Genomic DNA, 18823 nt, shown 5'->3' on the forward strand with positions numbered 1-18823 from the left:
CTGTTTGTGTCGGATTTGTGAGCAATCATCGTGATGAAAAAGCCGGGCGAATTCGCCCGGCGAAGTCACTTCAGAAATAGCCGTAGCTATAAATTGCAGTAGTGGTTATGTGTCACAGCGTAAATCAGAACTGATAGGTCAAAGCCACGGCAATCACGTCGTCGTTTTTTAGACCTAGCTTGTTGTTGTCATCGAGTTGGTTGATTTTATAATCCACATAGGTGGACATGTTTTTGTTGAAGTAATAGTAAGCACCCACATCAATATATTTCACCAGGTCGGTGTCACCGATATTTTCAATATCTTTAGCCTTGGATTGGACATAAGCCAGTGACGGGCGCAGGCCAAAGTCGAACTGATATTGCGCAACCACTTCCACGTTCTGGGTTTTATTGGCAAACCCGCTTACTGAGGTAGGGGTATTATTAATGGTCGCGGTGCCGGAAATTGGCGTCAGGTTATGGGTTTCCGCATAGGTGGCGGCCAGATACACGCTGTTGGCGTCGTATTTCAGGCCGGTTGCCCACACGTCGGCTTTATCCCCCTTGCCATAGCTGCTCTGTTTCTGACCGGTAGTCCGGTTAGAAGAGGCATAGGCGGCCGTAACGCTGACGCCATCGATGATTTCGTAGCTGGAAGACAGACCGAAGCCGTCGCCGTTAGCTTTGCTGTTGGCGCGGGCATCGTTTTCGTTCTTGCCCTGATATTGCAACGCGAACTTCAGGCCATCGACCAGGCCGAAGAAATCGTTGTTACGGTAGGTGGCCACGCCGTTGGCGCGCCCGGTCATAAAGTTGTCGGTTTTGATATAGGTGTCATCGCCAAATTCCGGCAGCATATCCGTCCAGGCAGCAACGTCGTAAATAACGCCGTAGTTACGGCCATAGTCAAATGAACCAAAGTTTTTCACTTTCAAGCCAGCAAAACCAAGACGGGTTTTAGTGTCTTTAGTGCCATCCGATTCGCTATGGTTGGCGGCGATCTGATATTCCCACTGGCCATAGCCGGTCAGCATATCGTTAATCTGGGTTGCCCCTTTAAAGCCGATACGTACGTAGGTTTTATCACCATCATTGCTGGTATCGTCAGAGAAATAGTGCAGTGCTTTTACCCGGCCATAAAAATCAAGCTTGTTACCGTCTTTATTGTATATCTCTGCTGCCTGTGCGGTCTGAGCAATAAAAAGTGCCGCAATAACGGCAAGAAGATTAGGTTTCATGGTGTTCCCTGCTTTGTACGATTGAAAGACGCTTATCATCAGCTGTATCGCTGTTTTACTTTACTGCCGGAGTTAGCGCAGCGAAGATTTTTTACCGCAGTTGTGTGATGTATTTATGACAGGTCAGGTAAATGGATATCGAAGGGTGAAAAATAATCCAGGAGAGGCGTTTTTTGTTTCAGAGGGGCGGGGTTCTGTTGTGCAAACATGCGAGGTTATGCGCAAAAAATTCAATGTTCCACTGTGAGAGAAGGGGGGCATTGCGGTACGTTTTGCAATGTTGGTAAGCCAACCGTAACTCGGGCTGACGCCGCGGGCGGTCTGTGGGACAATAGCGCCATCATTTCGTATAGATAAGAGTTGAATGGCGCTTTCCCCCGCAGTTAAAGATCAGATCGGCCAGTGGTACAAAGCCCTGCAGCAGCAAATACCGGATTTTATTTCCCGTGCCCCTCAGCGACAGATGATCGCTGAAGTGGCGAAGACCCTGGCCGGAGATTACCCTCGCCATCTGGCGATCGAGGCGCCAACCGGCGTGGGTAAAACGCTCTCGTACCTGATACCGGGTATTGCCGTTGGCCGTGCCGAAAGCAAACCGTTGGTGGTCAGTACCGCCAACGTGGCGCTGCAGGATCAGATCTACAGCAAAGATTTACCGCTGTTGAAAAAGATCATTCCCGATCTGAAATTCACTGGCGCGTTTGGCCGTGGGCGCTATGTTTGCCCGCGCAATCTGGCGGCGATGAGCACCGACGTGGTCGAGCAGGGCGATCTGATGCTGTACCTGGACGAAGACGAGCTGGCGCCGTCCAGTGGTGAAGAGCAGGCGCTGTGCCAAAAGCTGGCGAAAGCCCTGGCGCGCCATGAATGGGATGGCCTGCGCGATCACTACCCGCTATCGATCGATGACCCCCTCTGGGGCAAGCTGAGTACCGACAAGGCCAACTGCCTGGGGCGCAATTGCCACTATATCCGTGAATGCCCGTTCTACATCGCCCGCAAAGAAATTGAAACCGCCGACGTGGTGGTAGCCAACCACGCGTTGGTGATGGCTGCGTTGGAAACCGAGTCGGTATTGCCGAACCCGAAAGAGTTGCTGCTGGTGCTGGACGAAGGCCATCATCTGCCGGAGGTGGCACGGGATGCGCTGGAGATTGACGGTGAGATCACCGCGCTGTCAACCAACCTCCAGCTCGATATGATCGTGCGCCAGGTGGAACAGTGCATGACGCAGTACCGGCCAAAGAACCCGCCGGGGTTGGCCAATAGCGAACGGCTAAAAAACCACTGTGAAGAATTGCGCGAGCTGATCCAGATTTTTGAGCACCAGGCCAACGCCTATCTGCCGCCAGACAGCGGCAACGCCGAATATCGTTTCGAAATGGGTGAACTTCCTGCGGAGATGGTCGAGATCTGCGCGCGCCTGTTCAAACTGACGGACGGCCTGCGCGGCCTGTCCGAATTTATTCTTAACGACCTCACCGAGCAGACCGGCAAGCACGATATTGTGCGGTTGCATCGGTCCATCATCCAGATGAGCCGCACGCTGGGCTACCTGGAAGCGATGAGCAAGCTGTGGCGGCTGGCGGCGATGGATAAATCCTCCAATGCGCCGATCTCCAAATGGATTGCGCGTGAACTACGCGATAACGTTACCCATCTTTATCTGCATTGCGTGGGCATCCGTGTCAGCGATCAGTTGGAAAAACTACTGTGGCGCAAGGTGCCACACGTGGTGGTCACCTCGGCAACGTTACGCTCATTGAATAGTTTTTCACGGCTGCAAGAGATGAGCGGGCTGAGCGAGAAGGCGGGCGATCGCTTCGAAACGCTGTCTTCGCCGTTTAATCACGTCGAACAGGGTAAAATCGTCATTCCCAAGATGCGTTTTGAACCGGCGATGGCCAACGAGGCCGAGCATCTGGAAGAGATGGCGCGCTTTTTCCGTGGCGAGCAGGCCAGCGGCCAGCACAAGGGGATGCTGATCCTGTTCAGCAGCCACCGTGCGATGCAGACCTTCCTCAGCTATGTCACCGATCTGCGTCTGATGTTGCTGGTGCAGGGAGATCAGCCACGCTACCGGCTGGTGGAAGAACACCGTAAGCGGGTAGAGAAGGGCACTGCCAGCGTGTTGGTCGGGCTACAGTCATTTGCCGAAGGCTTGGATCTGAAAGGTGAACTGCTGACCCAGGTGCATATCCACAAGATTGCCTTCCCGCCGATCGACAGCCCGGTGATCCTCACCGAGGGCGAATGGCTTAAATCCCTCAATCGTTATCCGTTTGAGGTGCAGAGCCTGCCAAGCGCGTCGTTTAACCTGATCCAACAGGTGGGCCGCCTGATCCGAAGCAACGAGTGCCACGGTGAAATCGTGATTTATGACCGCCGTCTGTTGACCAAGAGCTATGGTTCACGCCTGTTGGCGGCGCTGCCGGTGTTTCCGATCGAACAGCGCGAAGTGCCGGAAGCGGACAAAGCCCACAAGGCGGCATTGAAATCTGCGGCAGAGGCCGCCAAGAAAGAGAAAAAGCGCAAAAATCCGTTTGCTCGCCGCCGTACCCGCTGATTACAGCATTGCCTCAAAGGCGGCACTGGCGGGACAATCAGGCTGTGCGCTGTACATGACCAACCGCAGGTGGTTGTCTTCATCGACAATAAACGAGGCGTGTTCAAACGTCACTTCACCTGCCCCTGCAACCAGGAAAGTACGTTGCCCCTGGCAGCGGCCATGAATATCGTGCTGCTGCCACAGTTGGCGAAATTGAGGGGATACTTCGCTCAGAGCCTGAATGCGTTGCAACATGGTGGCATCTTGCGGGGCGCGGGCGTAGTCACGGCGAAAGCTGGCTAGGATTTGCGGGGCCTGCTCCTGCCATCCCATCAACCGTTGATTGAGTTCGGGATCGGCAAACAGCATCCACAGCATATTGCGCTGCTGTGGCTGACGCTCAGCGATGGCAAACAGGCGGTCTGCCGCCGGGTTCCAGGCGATAATATCCCAGCTCAGGTTCATCACATAGGCCGGGCGCAGGGTAAGATCGTCCAGCAAGCGGCGTACCAACGGCGTGACCTGGCACCACTGGTGGCCTGCTATTACCGGGGGCCGCTGATGCGCCAGTAAAAACAGATGATAGCGTTCGGTCGCATCCAGCTTCAGAACCCGCGCCAGATCCTCCAGAAATCCCACCGAAGCATTGATTTCCCGCCCTTGTTCCAGCCAGGTGTACCAGGTCAGGCCCACGCCAGCCAAGGCGGCAACTTCTTCACGCCTTAGCCCAGGCGTACGCCGCCGCGTGCCGCTCGGAAGGCCAACGGCCTGGGGAGAGAGTTTTTCACGCTTCATACGCAGGAAATCTGCCAGCTCTTGACGGGTGCGGTTAAGGGTACGTGGTGGCATCGGCGGGTCCTGTTACTCTTGGTAATAGTATAATTGGCTATATAGTAACAGTTTAAAGCATGTTCCATACTGCCGCCATCATGTTATCAGGAGGCGTTATGGAGCATACCTTGTCTGACAGAAAGGCCGGATTACCGGGGCTGCCGGTGTTGTTACTCGGTGGGTTCGTCACCATGTTCGATTTGTTTGTGGTTAACGTAGCGGTGCCGGTGATCCAGCAACAGTTCAACGCCAGCTTTGCTGAAGTTGGGCTGATTATCGCTGGTTATGAACTGGCCTTCGGCATCTTGCTGATTGCTGGCGGACGCTTGGGAGACCGCTTCGGTCGGCGGCGTATGTTTAGCTATGGCATGTTGGCTTTTGCGCTGACCTCGACGCTTTGCGGTTTGGCAGGTTCGCTGTGGGTGCTGATTGTTGCCCGCTTTTTGCAAGGTGCGGCGGCGGCGCTGCTGTTTCCACAAATTTATGCCTTATTGCGCGTACTGTATGGCGAAGAGCAGCGGCGGCGAGCCTTTGCTCGTTTGGGGATGACGCTGGGGTTGGCGGCGATTTGTGGCCAGGTGTTGGGCGGTTTTATTATCGAGGCCAATATTCTGGGCAGTAGTTGGCGCATGATCTTTCTGATCAACCTGCCGATTGGCGTGCTGGCGGTGATGGCGGCACGACGTATTCCGGAGTCAAGGCTGGAGCAGGCGCAGCGGCTGGATGCTAAAGGTCTGCTGCTGGCCGCTGGCGGTTTGCTGCTGCTATTGTTCCCGTTACTGGAAGGCCCATCGCGTCACTGGCCTTGGTGGACCGTGCCGATGATGGTGCTGGCAGTGGCGCTGTTAGCCTGGTTTGTGCGTTGGGAACGGCAACTTGCCCGTCACTCCGGTGATGCGGTGCTCGATCCGGCGCTATTTCGCCAAGGTCACTTTGCCCGCGGCACGGTAATTGTGCTGGCGATTTACTCCACCGCATCCTCATTCTTTCTCTGTTTTGCCCTACTGCTACAGGCCGGAATAGGGCTGACGCCGTTCCAGGCGGGTTGCCTGTTTGCTCCGGCCAGTGCCGCCTTTATGCTGGCCTCCTTTTTGGCTCCGGGCTGGTTGCAACGTTGGGGGAATATTGTGTTGGCAGGCGGGGGGGTGGTCTACGCCAGTGGCATGGTATTGCTGGTGGTGCAGGTGCTATGGGGGCGAGCGTTCAGCCATCCGTTACAACTTTTACCCGGCCTGATGATTTTGGGCTTTGGCCAGGCATTGAGTATGACGCCATTGCTTAATTGGGTGCTTGGCTTGGCGAAGGAGCATCAGGCCGGTATGGCGGCTGGCTTGGTGTCAACGGTGCAGCAGGTAGGCGGTGCTCTGGGGATTGCGGCCAGCGGCATGTTCTTTGTTCCGTTGCTGGCCGGGGGCGCAGATCCACAGCATTATGCCAGCGCCTTTGCTGGTGCCATGGGTTACAGCCTGTTGGCGATGCTGGTTGCTTTGGTCTTGCTGATCTTCACCCATCGGCAGCTAGCTAGGGGCGATTAAAGCATTATTGCGCCGGTTTGCCCGGCGCTGCGTTGTAATTTATCAGTTATCACCGGAACCCCACTGCTACGGCGATCGCTGCTATAGCGACATAGATCCCCATTTTTCATGCCATGTATGACGGGGAATACATCATTCTATTTTATGCTTGCGGATACTTCCTTAATCCACTAGATCTCGCTATATCCGCAAGCTCTCAGCAATAAAATAAGGAGAACGTCAGCCATGTACCAGATAGCGTCATTCCGTGAAGACGATTTGGACGCCCAGATAGCCTTGGTGCGTGCCAACCCACTGGGGATGCTCATTAGCCAGGGACCCCAAGGGCTGATGGCGGATCCGATCCCCTTTCTGATAGATACCGATGAGCAAGGGCAACTGACACTCAGGGCGCATTTATCGCGAGGTAACCCACATTGGTCGGTGCTGCAAGCCGGGCAAGAATGCCTGATAGTATTCCAGGGGGCCGAAGGCTATATCTCGCCGGGATGGTATGAAACCAAGCGGCGCACTGGCAAAGCGGTGCCGACCTGGAATTATGCCGCCGTACACATGTGGGGAACGCCAACGGTCACGCAAGATAGCGCCTGGTTGCGTCAGTTGCTGACGGAACTGACGGCGGTGCATGAAGGTAACCAGCCGCAACCTTGGCGTCTTGACGATGCGTCTGCGGAGTATATTGCCGCCAATATCAAAGGCATTATCGGCATCGAAATCGCCGTCACCCGGCGTGAAGGGAAATGGAAAATGAGCCAGAACCGCAGCGCTGAAGATATCGACGGGGTGATCGACGGCCTGCGAGCCGGTGACGATTGCCAGCAGCAACTTGCCGATGAGGTTGAGCGCCGTCGCGGATAAGGTATGCTTAGTGCAAATGTTTTCTGCAGGGCGAACGATGGATTACAGCAAAATTATCAAAGAAATAGGCCGTGGCAAGAACCATGCGCGCGATCTGGATCGGCAAACGGCTTTTGAGCTCTATCAGGCGATGCTGGCCGATGCTGTGCCGCCCCTGGAGTTGGGAGCCATCCTGGTTGCCATGCGTATCAAGGGAGAAGCCGAGGAGGAAATGCTTGGCTTCTATCAGGCAATGCAACAGCAGGTGATGCGGTTGCAACCCCCACAGGGCCGTCCGATGCCGGTGGTGCTACCCAGTTACAACGGCGCTCGTAAACAGGCCAACCTGACGCCGTTACTGGCGCTGTTAATGGCCAGGGTAGGGTTGCCGGTCTTGGTTCACGGCGTAGTAAACGACAGCACGCGTGTCACCAGCGCAGAGATTTTCCGTGAGCTTGGGGTGCCGTGGTCTGAAGATCCCCAGACTGCCCAACGGCGTTTGGACGGCGGAGATGCGGTGTTTATCCCCGTGTCGGCGCTTGCGCCAGCGTTGGAAAAACAGCTTGGCCTGCGCTGGAAGATGGGCGTGCGTAACAGCGCCCATACCCTGGCAAAATTGGCGACGCCATTTGGTGAGCAGGACGTGCTGCGCATCGCCAGCGTTTCTCATCCGGAATACGTCGAGCGCGTTGCCTCATTTTTCTGCCAGATCGGTGCACGGGGATTGCTGATGCATGGTACCGAAGGGGAGGCTTACGCCAATCCGCAACGCTGTCCAAAAATCCACTATATCGTCGGTGGTCAGCAGCAGATTTTGCTGGAACGGCCAGAACAGGATGCGTTGGCTGAGGTGCCTGCCGCCAAGGATGCCGCAACTACGGCGCGTTGGACGGAACGTTGTCTGGCTGGTGAGGTTGCCATTCCCGAGCCTATCGCTCGGCAGGTTGCCTGCTGCCTGGTCGCTACCGGCCAAGTGGAGACATTGGAGCATGGGCTGGTCAGGTTGCGATAATCTCCCTTATTACCTGCTATTACTCGGGGTGAATACCTTCGCTCCGAGTATTTATCACTGTTATGTTGGTTATTTTAAGTAAAAAAATCTCCAATACCAGACTATATATTACTAACCACTTAAATTATGGCATAAGCTGGTGGGATATGTGATAAGACGGGATAAAAACGTTTAAAACTCAGTGTATAACTTTAAAGAAGTAGATTACACTCAGCTCACCAGCTTTTGGGGTCTTGCATGACTTTCCATCGATGACGGAGGTTTGCTCCATCTTGGTTGTAAAAAAGGACTTGTAAGCTACTCTATCTAAATCATAAGAAGAGAAGCGCTTAAAATACATAGACGATTTTCCATTCTGTATTTGGGTTATAGATCACGCTATTTCACATTCGTGATTTGTATGTATTCATACAGTGCCAAGCGTAAGCTTATAGGTCGGGATTATGAGTAAATATGATGATGTCCAAGGATTTAAAGATAAGACAAATCTCAAAGGGATTGATTATAAAGAGTTTCCCCGAGACGATGTAGCATCGGCGCCGTATCGCTGGTCTATTGTTGAGCAGGTAGCAGGCAATGGGGGTGTCCCTACCAACAGCTCGCAGCCAACGCCGATCGCTGGTACGGATCTTTTTTCCAGCGCACCTTTAGCAGGCGAACCACCTGTACAACCCAAGACGGTGATAACAGAAAATAGCGCCTTGCCCGGCCACATTCCTCATAATTTTGATCGTTTCGCTCCTCCGGCGGAGCCTAAGCTTAACAAAAATGCCCAGCCGGAAAGCTCACGTCCTCTTCCTGCTCAGGGTAACCCTTTTAATTCGCTTTCAAGCACCCCATCGCCAGCCCCACAGCCAGAGAATCAACGTTTCAAGCAGATGTTCAGCAAGAAAATGTCGACTGCCGGTGAGGTGATGGATGCCGGTCGCAATACATTACTCAAACCACTTTTAGAGTCTATTGCCTCATGCCGTTAGTTTGTGTTTGTTCTCCGAAAGGAGGGGTAGGGAAAACCACGGTTACTGCTAATTTGGCTTATGCATTGGCCCGTAGCGGCAGTAAGGTGTTGGTGGTCGACTTCGACTCGCAGAATGCGTTAAGGCTGCATTTTGGCGTGCCTATTTCCGATAACCGAGGTTTTGTTGCTCAGTCGGCGAGTTTATCCGATTGGAGCCAATTTATTCTCAAGGTTGGGCCGAACCTGTTCGTTTTACCTTACGGTGACGTCACCGATGAGCAGCGACTTCAGTTCGATGACAACCTGCTCAATGAGCCAATGTTTATCCAACGTGGCCTGAGTGCGGTGCTGAAGATCCCCGGCATGGTGGTAATTGCCGATATGCCGCCAGGGCGTAACGCAGCAGTACAGGCCATGCAGGTCGCGGCGGACATGCGCATTATGGTGTTGCTGGCCGATACCGCATCGCTCAGTTTATTGCCCACTATTGAGCAGCATAAATTTATGAGTGCGCCCGCCAGCAATGAGGTCGGCGAGTATTATGTGGTCAACCAGAGTGACATGCGGCGTACGTTGAGCAGGGATGTGACCCATTTCTTTGAGCAGCGTTTGCAAGACAAACTACTGGGTACCATCCACCGCGATGAGTGTGTCCCTGAGGCCAATGCATCGCAACGGGCGATCATGGATATTAGCCCAGTGTCGGCTGCTGCATTTGATATTGAGCAGATCAGTAAAAAGGTCGCAGTAATTTTAGGGCTTAGTGTTGGAGATGGGACGTATCATCATACTACGTCTATTTATGGCTCTTCGTAAGGATTGTCTGGTTAGTTATGAATAAAATACTCTTTTATTTCTTACTGCTGTTGGCCTTACCTTTTATCCTGTTGATTATCATTGCCCCCATGAGCAGTGATAATCAGTATATCTTTGGCCTGATCTGCATTGCGATCGTATTTATCTTAGGGGTAAGTAAAAGCAAAAAAGTTACCCTGGTAATGATTGTGATGTCGACCCTGATGTCATTACGTTACATCTACTGGCGCGCGACAGAAACCCTGCATTTCAACAGTACTCTGGAGGCTGTGCTAGGTATTGCCCTGTTTATCACCGAGCTGTATGCCCTGGTGATATTGCTGTTTGGTTATATTCAGACCACCTGGTCATTAAAACGCACTATTGAACCGCTGCCCGACGACACGTCGCTATGGCCAACGGTAGATGTCTATATTCCTACTTACAACGAAAGTATGGACGTGGTGCGCGACACCATCCTGGCGGCGCAGTGCATTGACTATCCGAAAGACAAAATGAAAATCTACGTGCTGGATGACGGCAAACGTAATGAGTTTGCCGTATTCTGTGCCGATGCGGGCGTAGGCTATATTACCCGCAACAATAACCACCATGCCAAAGCGGGCAATCTGAATAACGCGATGAAAGTGACGCAGGGTGAATTGATCACCGTGTTTGACTGCGATCACGTGGCAACCCGCGCCTTCTTGCAGGCGACGGTCGGCAGCTTCCTGGTGGATGAGCGCCTGGCGTTGATCCAGACTCCGCACTACTTCTATTCCCCGGATCCGTTTGAACGCAACCTGTCAGAGGCGAGCAAAGTCCCTAACGAAGGCGCACTGTTCTACGGGCCGGTGCAGCAGGGTAATGATAACTGGAACGCCACTTTCTTCTGTGGCTCCTGTGCCGTGATCCGCCGTTCGGCGCTGGAAGAGGTGGGCGGTTTTGCGGTAGAAACCGTGACCGAAGATGCCCATACCGCTTTGAAGATGCAGCGCCGGGGCTGGAACACGGCATTCCTGGCATTGCCATTGGCCGCCGGGCTGGCTACCGAACGCTTGGGGTTGCACGTGATCCAACGTACCCGCTGGGCGCGTGGCATGACGCAGATCTTCCGGGTGGATAATCCCTTGCTGGGGCGCGGCCTGACCTGGCAGCAGCGTTTATGCTATCTGAACGCCATGCTGCATTTCCAGTACGGCTTACCCAGGGTGATATTCTGCGTGGCTCCGCTGGTTTATCTGCTGTTCAACCTCAATATCATTGCCTCCTCCGCCGGGCTGATTTTCGCCTATGTGTTACCGCATCTGGTGATGTCTATCTATATCAACTCCAGAGCCAACGGGCGCTATCGTTATTCGTTCTGGGGGGAAATCTATGAGACAGTGATGTGTTTCCATCTGGTAATACCAACCCTGCTGACGATGATCTCGCCAAAGCACGGCAAGTTTAACGTGACGGATAAAGGCGCGTTGCTGGACGTTAACTATTTCGACTTCCATATTGTCCGGCCGCATATTATCGCCGTGTCCTTGCTGTTAATCGGTACCGCCTGGGGGGTGATCCGCCTGTTGATGCCGGATCACTATGGAGCCAACCCGCAGGTTATTATGCTGAACATCGCCTGGGCCAGCTTCAGTATGATTATCCTGCTGGCCGCCATTGCCGTAGCGCGGGAAACACGCCAGGTCCGAAAAACCATCCGTATCGATGCCACTTTGCCTGCGGTGCTGTATTTTGCCAGCGGCGCGGCGATGCGTACCGAAACCCTGGATCTTTCGATGGGCGGGGTCAAATTGAAAACGCCGGACGAACGTTTCCTCAACGATCCGATCGAAGAGGTGGAAATATCGCTCAAGTCCGGCGCCGTCAGTTTCCCGGTAGAGCTGATCGATGCCGACAAGTCGGTGACCCGCTTAATGTTCAAAGAGATGCCGATTGAAAAACGGCGGGAGTTGGTACGGGTGGTATTGGCGCGCGCGGATGCCTGGATCCAGACCAAACCTTTCCCACAGGATCGGCCACTGCGTTCGTTGCTGGGCGTCCTGCGCTGCATTTTCGAGTTGTTCTATTTTTCCTGGCGCGATCGGCGGGCCAAAAAGCAGCAGAAACGGCCTGAGTTAAAGCGGGATAAGGAACAAGCCCTATGAGCCGGGTGAAAACCAAGTTGCCGACAGGCAGATCTACGTTCATTGCCCTGGTCAGCGGCCTGATGTTGGGGATGGGGCTTTCTGGTCTGGCGATAGCGGCCGATCCGCAGCCTGCAACGCCTTATGCCAGCGAGAGTGTTGAGGTACCAGGTTTTCCGACTTTGCCGCGGCCAACTGATGCTCAACCAGCGGGGGCAGTGCCGGGCAGTGCTGAGCAAACAGCTCCGCTTGATATCGCTTCGCCGCCGGCCACCGTTTTCAACCAGTCGGTTGCTTCTACGCTCAGCGTGGGCGAGATGGGGCAGAGCAATGGCTTGACGTTGAGCAACTGGCAGCAGCAGTCCGGCTTCACCTTTACCTTACCCTCGGATTGGGTGGTGACGGACGGCAATCTGGTGCTGGATCTCGAAATCTCCCCAGCGCTGATGGGAACCGATACCGAACTGCAACTGATGCTCAATGGACAACCCTTGAGCACCCAGAAGCTTAACCAATTGCAAGAAGCCAAGGTGAGTTTGCAGGTGCCAATCCCTGCCGCGATGATTGTGGCGCGCAACAACCTGAGTTTCAGCATCGGCAACGGCAGCAATGCGGCCATGTTGTGCGAAAAGGGGGCGGCCAATAAGTATTGGCTCAAGGTGCTGCCAACCAGCCAGTTGCATCTGGAAAACCAGGTGCTGAATATCAGCCCGAACCTTGGCCGATTCCCTAACCCGTTCTTCGATCCTCAGGCCATGCAACCCACCCTGGTGGACGTGATCTTCGGCCAGGAAAAACGGCCGGAAGAGGTGGCCGCAGCCGCTATCGTCAGCTCTTATCTGGGGAAAATTACGCGCCATAACAACCTGAACTTCCAGGTGTTGCAGGACAGCTTGCCTGAGCAGAACGGCATTATCTTTGCGCGCCCCGGCGAGCAGATTGGCCAGTTGACTCTGCCACAGGCCGATGGACCTACCATCCAGATGATTGATAATCCGCTGAACCCGGTTTACAAGCTGCTGCTGGTGATGGGGCGTAACGCCACCGAGATGCGCCAGGCCGCCTATCGTCTGGTCAGCCAGCCGTTGCCGGAGAAAACCGCGTCGCTGGCGGTGAAGCCGGTGACTATTCCGCTGCGCCAGCCCTATGACGCCCCGCGCTGGATCGATACCAGCAAGCCGGTCAGCTTTGATAAGCTGGTGGCCAGTAATGAGGAACTGACCGTCACTGGCGTTTACCATGATGCGGTGCGCATTGCTTTTCGTGCCGCCCCGGACCTGTTTATGTGGGATGGCAGAAACGTCCCGCTGCAAATCAACTACCGTTTCCCCACCGACAACTGGATCGATGAGAATAAATCCCAGCTCAGCGCCACGCTGAACGGCACCTTCCTGCGTAACCTTTCGGTGAACAAACACGGACTGCTGGAGCTGCTGTGGCACCAGTTTGGCGGCGACATTCGCCAGGAACAATACATCTTGGCCCTGCCACCGTATCTGATTTACGGCGACAACATGCTGGAGCTTTATTTCTCTATCGTGCCGAAAAACGGTACCTCCTGCGATCCGGCGGATAGTAATACCCTCAAGAGCCATATCGGGCCCAACTCGTATATTGATCTGAGCGATACCTACCATTTCACCGAGTTGCCCAATCTCTCGTATTACGTCGGGGCTTCCTTCCCATTCTCCAAGCTGGCAGATTTTTCGCAAACCGTGCTGTTAATGGCGGAAAAACCCACGGCCAGCGAAGTACGCATGCTGTTGAACCTGACCGCTCGCTCAGGTGCGGCTACCGGCAGCTCGATTGGCAACGTGGATATCCGCTTTGGCCTGCGGGGCAACGAGAGCGAGTTGGACGATTTCAAGGGCAAAGACGTGCTGGTGGTCGCCTCACTGGCGCAGAGCGCCTTCTATCAGCGGCTGTTGCAACAGGTGCCTTTTGCGCTAAACGATAGCGGCGGGCTGGTGGTGAAGGCGCAGTCTACGCTGGAAAAATTGCAGTCCTACCTGAAAGGTAACTGGCGAACCCAGGGCATCGACGCCGATCGCTATCTTTCCTCATTGACGGACTGGCGTGGATTTTTCAGCTTCCGTTCCGGTTGGGATCCGCAACGGGTGGTGGTGGTGGCTAGCGCCTCTTCCGACGATGGCTTGAACAAAATCTATGGCGATCTGAAATCGGCCCGGATCAACGCTGGGGTGCGTGGCGATCTGGCGGTGATCACCGATCAGAACGGCGTACGCAGTTTCCAGGTTGGCGAACAGTTCCCGAGCGGGGAACTGCCCTGGTATCTGATCTTTATCTGGTATGCCAGTAAACATGTGGTGCTTTTATCCCTGACTGGTTTGGGGATTTCCGTGGTGTTGGGGCTGGGGCTGTATATTTTGCTACGCAAGCACGCCGCCAAACGCCTGGGGAGAGATGCAGAAGATGAACGTTAAAGCACGTCTCGACCAGAAGCTAGACAGGAGCCGCCAATGAACCTATTGCTGAAAAAGAAACTGTATTGGGTCTCCCTGGCCGGGCTGACGATTTTTTCGGTGTCGGCGCTGGCGGATGACAATAACCCGGCGCTGAAAGCCCTGTTTCAACAGGCGGCTTACTGGCATGACAAATCGCATGACGAACTGGCTCAGGGAGCGTTGCAGAAAATCCTGTTGATCGACGAGAACAACGCCGAGGCAATGTATCTGCTATCCCTGTATGCCATGCAGGGCGGGGATAAGGCCAAAGCCGAAATCTGGCGCAAAAAACTGAGTGCAGTTGCGCCCAACGATCCCCGTCTCCAGGCGTTGAGTAACACCGAAGCCGCTCCGTCGGTCTCCAAGAATCTGTTAGCGCAGGCTCGGCAGTTGGCGGCCAAGGGGGAGTTTGCCCAGGCAACTGCGGCCTATCAGGCGGTGTTCAACGGCAAGACACCAATCGATAACCTCGCCAACGAGTATTACCTCACCTTGGCGGGGTCACCCGCTGGCAGGCAGGAGGCGATTGATGGCCTCAAGCAGCGGCTAACTATTCAACCCAATGACTCGCAAACTCGCGTGGTACTGGGCAAGGTGCTGACCTATCAGGAATCGACCCGCCGTGAGGGGATCGATATGTTGGCAGCGATGGCCCCGAACAATAATGAAGCGGACCAGGCGTTGAAACAGGCGCTGCTGTGGCTGGCTCCGCTGCCGGCAGACAAGCCGCTGTATGATGCCTATCAGCAACGGCACCCGGAGGACAAGGCCGTGGCTGGCTATTATCAGCAGACTATTGCCGGTTCGGCCAAAGGCGTTGGGTTCTCCGAACTGAATAAAGGGGATCTGGGCGGCGCCAAGGATCAGTTTGCCGCTATCCTGGCGAGCAACCCGAATGATGCGGATGCTTTGGCCGGGATGGGATTTACGGCGATGCGCAGCGGAGACTTCGCGCAGGCAGAAAACTACCTCACCCAGGCGGCAAAACAGGGCGGCCCACAGAGTGCGCAGTGGGGAGCCTTGGCTCAGGAAGCGGCGTTTTATGCGACATTGGATAAAGCCAAGCAGGCTGCCAACGCAGGGCAATTGGATGAAGCCTTGGCGATCAGTGCGCCCTTGAGCCGAGCCACCGGGGATAAGGGCAATGCGGCGACGCTGTTCCGGGCCGACCTGGCTCGCAAGAAAGGGGATTTCACAGCGTCTGAGCAGATGTATCGCGGCTTGCTGACGCAAAATCCGCAGAATAATGATGCCAGGCTGGGGCTGTATTATCTGTTGCAGCAACAGCGTGATAAAGGTCCGGAAGCTGCGCAGATACTGCAAACTATTCCAGCCGATCAACGGCCTAAAGTCTCGCAGGCAGTGGCGGGGGTGAATGTCGATCCTCAGCGCAGGCAGGCCGAGGCTGCCATGCAGAATGGCGATCCGCAGCGAGCGATGATGATCCTGCAACAGGCGCTGGAAAAGCAGCCATCGAACGTTTGGGTGCGGCTGGATATGGCACGCATCCTGAACAAACAGGGGCAAGAGTTGCAGGCGCAAACCTTGATCTCCCCGCTGATGCAGGTTGGCGCTTCGCCAGACAGCCTGTATGCGGCAGCGCTGTTTGCCTCAGAACGTAACGACTGGCTGAACGTGTCCACCCTGATGGCGCGTATCCCGCAAGGGAGGCAGAACAGCAGCATGCGGGCTCTGGCGGCCACTGCATCGGCCAACCAGCAGCGGGCCAGTGCAGAAAGTTATCTTCGCCAGGGCAACACGGCCAGCGCAGCGGTCATCTTGCGGCAGTTGGCGCAAAAGCCGCCGACTGAACCCGCGGCCCTTGGGGAACTGGCAAAAGATTTGATGACGGTGGGGGATACCTCAACGGCGGTCCAACTGGTGCGTGACAACATGCGCCTGGGGGTTAAAGGGAATGCGGGCGATTACGCGGCCCAGATCGCGGTGCTCAATCAGGCTGGGTTAAGCCAGGAGGCCGATGCCTGGCTGAATAACCCGGCGCTGCGGGCGCGCAGTTCAACCCGCGAGATTGGCCAACTGCGCAACGGCAGCGTGATCAATGAGGCGGATAAACTGCGTTTGCAGGGGCAGTACAGCGCCGCGTATGACAAGCTGATCGGCGCGCTGCAAAACGACCCGCAAAATACCGATATCATGCTGGCGATGGGGCGACTCTATCAGTCTGGCAATATGAACAAAGAGGCCGGGCAGGTTTACAACTACCTGCTCAGCCGTGACAGTCTGAACCAGGGGGCGCGCGAAGGTGCCGTTGGGGTCGCATTGTCCGAAGGCGATGTCGATCGGGCCAAACAGTTGCTGCGCGGCTTGCCTGCGCTTAAAACGCCGGATCAGTTGCTGCTGGCGGCGCGCGTTGCTCAAGCGGACGGCAACTATCCACAGGCGATGGTGTTTCTGCGCGAGGCGAAAAACCGGGTCAATGGCGTAACAGGTGCTCCAGGCGGGGGGCCGGCAGTGATTGGCGGTTTGCGGCTGGCGGATAACCCGTTTGCCTCGCAGAGCACGGTATCGTCGAGCGTGAATACCTCCTCCTCGGCTTACGGTGAGGTGCTGCCTTGGCAGGTTGCTGCCCCGGGTTACACTAGTGCTCCTGCGGCGGTGGTGAAAAATCCTACCTTGCAGCAGATTGATAAGTTGATGGACGAGGTGCAGGACAAGACTGCCACCTGGGTACAGGGAAACATTTCTCTGCGCGATAACAGCAGTGGTGAAAATGGCCTGAGTAATATCACGGAAGTGAGAAGCCCGATCACTCTGTCAGGCATGCCGTTCGATAATGGCAGGCTCAGTGTTGATGTGACGCCGGTGATGCTGAAATCCGGGACGCCATCCGACAGCGCCAACAGCCGTTTTGGTACCGGGGCGCTGCAACAGGCCAGGGCTATCGAGGCCGCAACTCAGGCCTCCGTCATTGCCTCACAGAACTCGATTGCTGCCGCACAGGCCGCCGATCTGCGCTATCAGCAACTGCATGCCACCCGCGATAGCCTGTGTTCTATTGACGCCACTTCGCCAGAGTGCGCCGCCGCCACGGTGGCGCAGGATCAGGCCTTTAACGAAAGGCAGACGCTGGCGGGCCTGGTGACGCAGCCGAAAACCTTTGGCCCTAACGATATCTATGCCGACTCACCGGGGCAGCAGCAAGATACCGGGGTTGAACTGGCGTTAGCGTTAAGCGGCGACAGCTATAAGCTGGACGTAGGCAGTACGCCAATGGGCAGCGGCATCAGTTCGGTGGTGGGTGGCGTGAAATGGTCACCCAAGCTGACCGAGCACTCAACGCTGGATATGACGCTTGAACGCCGCGCGGTAAAAGATAGCCTGCTCTCCTATGTCGGGACCGAAGATACCATCACCGGCAAGAAATGGGGGGCGGTGACCAAGAACGGCGGTGGCGTAAATCTTGGATACGATGATGGCGTACTCGGAGCTTACGGTGGCGCGGGATATTACAGCTACGTGGGTGACAACGTGGCAGATAACCATAGCGTGACCGGCATCCTTGGAGCCTACATCCGCCCTTATAAGGATGATGATAGCGAGCTGAAGGTGGGCGTTAACGTCAACTATATGGATTTTGACAAAAACCTCAGCTATTTCAGCTATGGCCAAGGGGGTTACTTCAGCCCGCAGGACTATCTCAGCATCTCGCTGCCGGTGGAGTACACCAAAAAGCAGAATAACTTCACCTATATGCTGAGCGGCAACGTCGGTTATCAGACCTATAACAATCAGGAAAGCCTGTACTACCCGAACGATCCGAATCTCCAGTCTCAACTGGAAAGCCTGGTCAGCCAGGGGTACGGCAAAGAGGCCAGATATGCCAGCGAGGACAAGAGTGGCATTGGTTACAGCCTGAAGGCGGGGGGAACCTATAAGGTCACGCCAAGCGTGTTGGTTGGGGGGCAGTTGGGTTATGACACTTTCGGCAGCTATTCCGAGAGCACGGCTTTGCTCTATTTTAAATATCTGTTAGATGGAAAATAACCATGCAAGATATTAACACTACCTGGTATGAGCTTGATTATTATCGCCAGCGTCAGTTTAAGGCGGGTTGGCAGGATCTGATCGAAGTGGTGTTCTCCGGCATCCTGGCTTCTGCTGATGCTGCGGATAGCCGCGATTTTCTGCGTTTGATGGGGAGCAACCTGGCGAAGAAGCTGCCATTACCTGAGGCGGAAACGGTGGGAGAGTTGGAGGATGCTCTCAATGCCTTACTACGTCAGTTTGACTGGGGCAGGGTGCAGATTGAGGCGAATGGCGAACAGATGATCCTGACTCATTATGCCTACCCGCACAGTGCCGATCCGGCCAACGAGGACGTCTGGGCACTCTCTTTTGCCACGGTGCTTGAGGGGGCCTATGACGCCTGGCTGCTGGCTCAGGGCGGAGAACCGCATGTTTCCCTGCGCTGGCACAGCCCGGCCAAGGATAACACCCTGGTCTTTTGCTACAGAAACGAGCAACGCAGGTAAA

Annotated in this window: 12 protein-coding genes; 10 read left to right on the forward strand and 2 right to left on the reverse strand. The window is 55.1% G+C overall.

Going from position 1 to position 18823, the window contains the following annotated elements:
• Positions 1 to 124: 124 nt before the first annotated feature.
• Complete coding sequence (gene ompC / locus KGP16_RS08575) at positions 125 to 1219, reverse strand: porin OmpC (protein WP_021805140.1); 1095 nt, start codon at positions 1217 to 1219, stop codon at positions 125 to 127.
• Positions 1220 to 1583: 364 nt separating this feature from the next.
• Between ompC and dinG the strand changes: the two genes are divergently transcribed.
• Entirely contained in the window at positions 1584 to 3785 is a 2202-nt protein-coding gene (dinG, locus tag KGP16_RS08580) for an ATP-dependent DNA helicase DinG (RefSeq protein ID WP_223501154.1), read from the forward strand.
• Here the strand turns inward: dinG and KGP16_RS08585 are convergent, their stop codons facing one another.
• Positions 3786 to 4616 carry a helix-turn-helix transcriptional regulator gene (locus KGP16_RS08585; protein ID WP_021180495.1) on the reverse strand — a complete coding sequence of 277 codons (831 nt, stop codon included), beginning with the start codon at positions 4614 to 4616 and terminating at the stop codon, positions 3786 to 3788.
• A gap of 98 nt (positions 4617 to 4714) precedes the next feature.
• On the opposite strand from KGP16_RS08585, the gene KGP16_RS08590 reads away from it, so the two are divergent.
• The 9 genes from KGP16_RS08590 to bcsD all read left to right on the forward strand — a co-directional run bounded on the left by KGP16_RS08590 (position 4715) and on the right by bcsD (position 18822).
• Entirely contained in the window at positions 4715 to 6133 is a 1419-nt protein-coding gene (locus KGP16_RS08590; protein ID WP_223501156.1) for an MFS transporter, read from the forward strand.
• Between the two features lie 225 nt (positions 6134 to 6358).
• A complete protein-coding gene (locus KGP16_RS08595; RefSeq protein ID WP_223501157.1) occupies positions 6359 to 6991 on the forward strand; it encodes an FMN-binding negative transcriptional regulator in 633 nt (210 codons plus the stop codon).
• 37 nt (positions 6992 to 7028) lie between these two features.
• Complete coding sequence (ybiB, locus tag KGP16_RS08600; protein ID WP_209527907.1) at positions 7029 to 7982, forward strand: DNA-binding protein YbiB; 954 nt, start codon at positions 7029 to 7031, stop codon at positions 7980 to 7982.
• Between the two features lie 443 nt (positions 7983 to 8425).
• Positions 8426 to 8959, forward strand: a complete 534-nt coding sequence (locus tag KGP16_RS08605; RefSeq protein WP_223501158.1) for a cellulose biosynthesis protein BcsO — start codon at positions 8426 to 8428, stop codon at positions 8957 to 8959.
• Positions 8950 to 9756: a cellulose biosynthesis protein BcsQ gene (gene bcsQ, locus KGP16_RS08610; protein WP_037375089.1), complete on the forward strand. Its 807-nt coding sequence runs from the start codon at positions 8950 to 8952 to the stop codon at positions 9754 to 9756. The genes KGP16_RS08605 and bcsQ overlap by 10 nt, the downstream gene beginning before the upstream one ends.
• Before the next feature lie 17 nt (positions 9757 to 9773).
• Positions 9774 to 11885, forward strand: coding sequence for a UDP-forming cellulose synthase catalytic subunit (gene bcsA / locus KGP16_RS08615; RefSeq protein WP_059200259.1), 2112 nt, complete (start codon positions 9774 to 9776; stop codon positions 11883 to 11885).
• Entirely contained in the window at positions 11882 to 14308 is a 2427-nt protein-coding gene (bcsB, locus tag KGP16_RS08620; protein ID WP_209555302.1) for a cellulose biosynthesis cyclic di-GMP-binding regulatory protein BcsB, read from the forward strand. Before bcsA ends, bcsB begins: the two co-directional genes overlap by 4 nt.
• Positions 14309 to 14344: 36 nt before the next feature.
• On the forward strand, positions 14345 to 18334 hold the full coding sequence (locus KGP16_RS08625) for a cellulose biosynthesis protein BcsC (RefSeq protein ID WP_179248145.1): 3990 nt from the start codon (positions 14345 to 14347) through the stop codon (positions 18332 to 18334).
• 2 nt (positions 18335 to 18336) lie between these two features.
• The gene (gene bcsD / locus KGP16_RS08630; RefSeq protein WP_021180504.1) at positions 18337 to 18822 is read left to right on the forward strand and encodes a cellulose biosynthesis protein BcsD; all 486 of its coding nucleotides are present in this window, start codon (positions 18337 to 18339) and stop codon (positions 18820 to 18822) included.
• Position 18823 lies beyond the last annotated feature (1 nt).

Source organism: Serratia sp. JSRIV006, assembly GCF_019968685.1.
Classification (GTDB): Bacteria; Pseudomonadota; Gammaproteobacteria; order Enterobacterales; family Enterobacteriaceae; genus Chania; species Chania fonticola_B.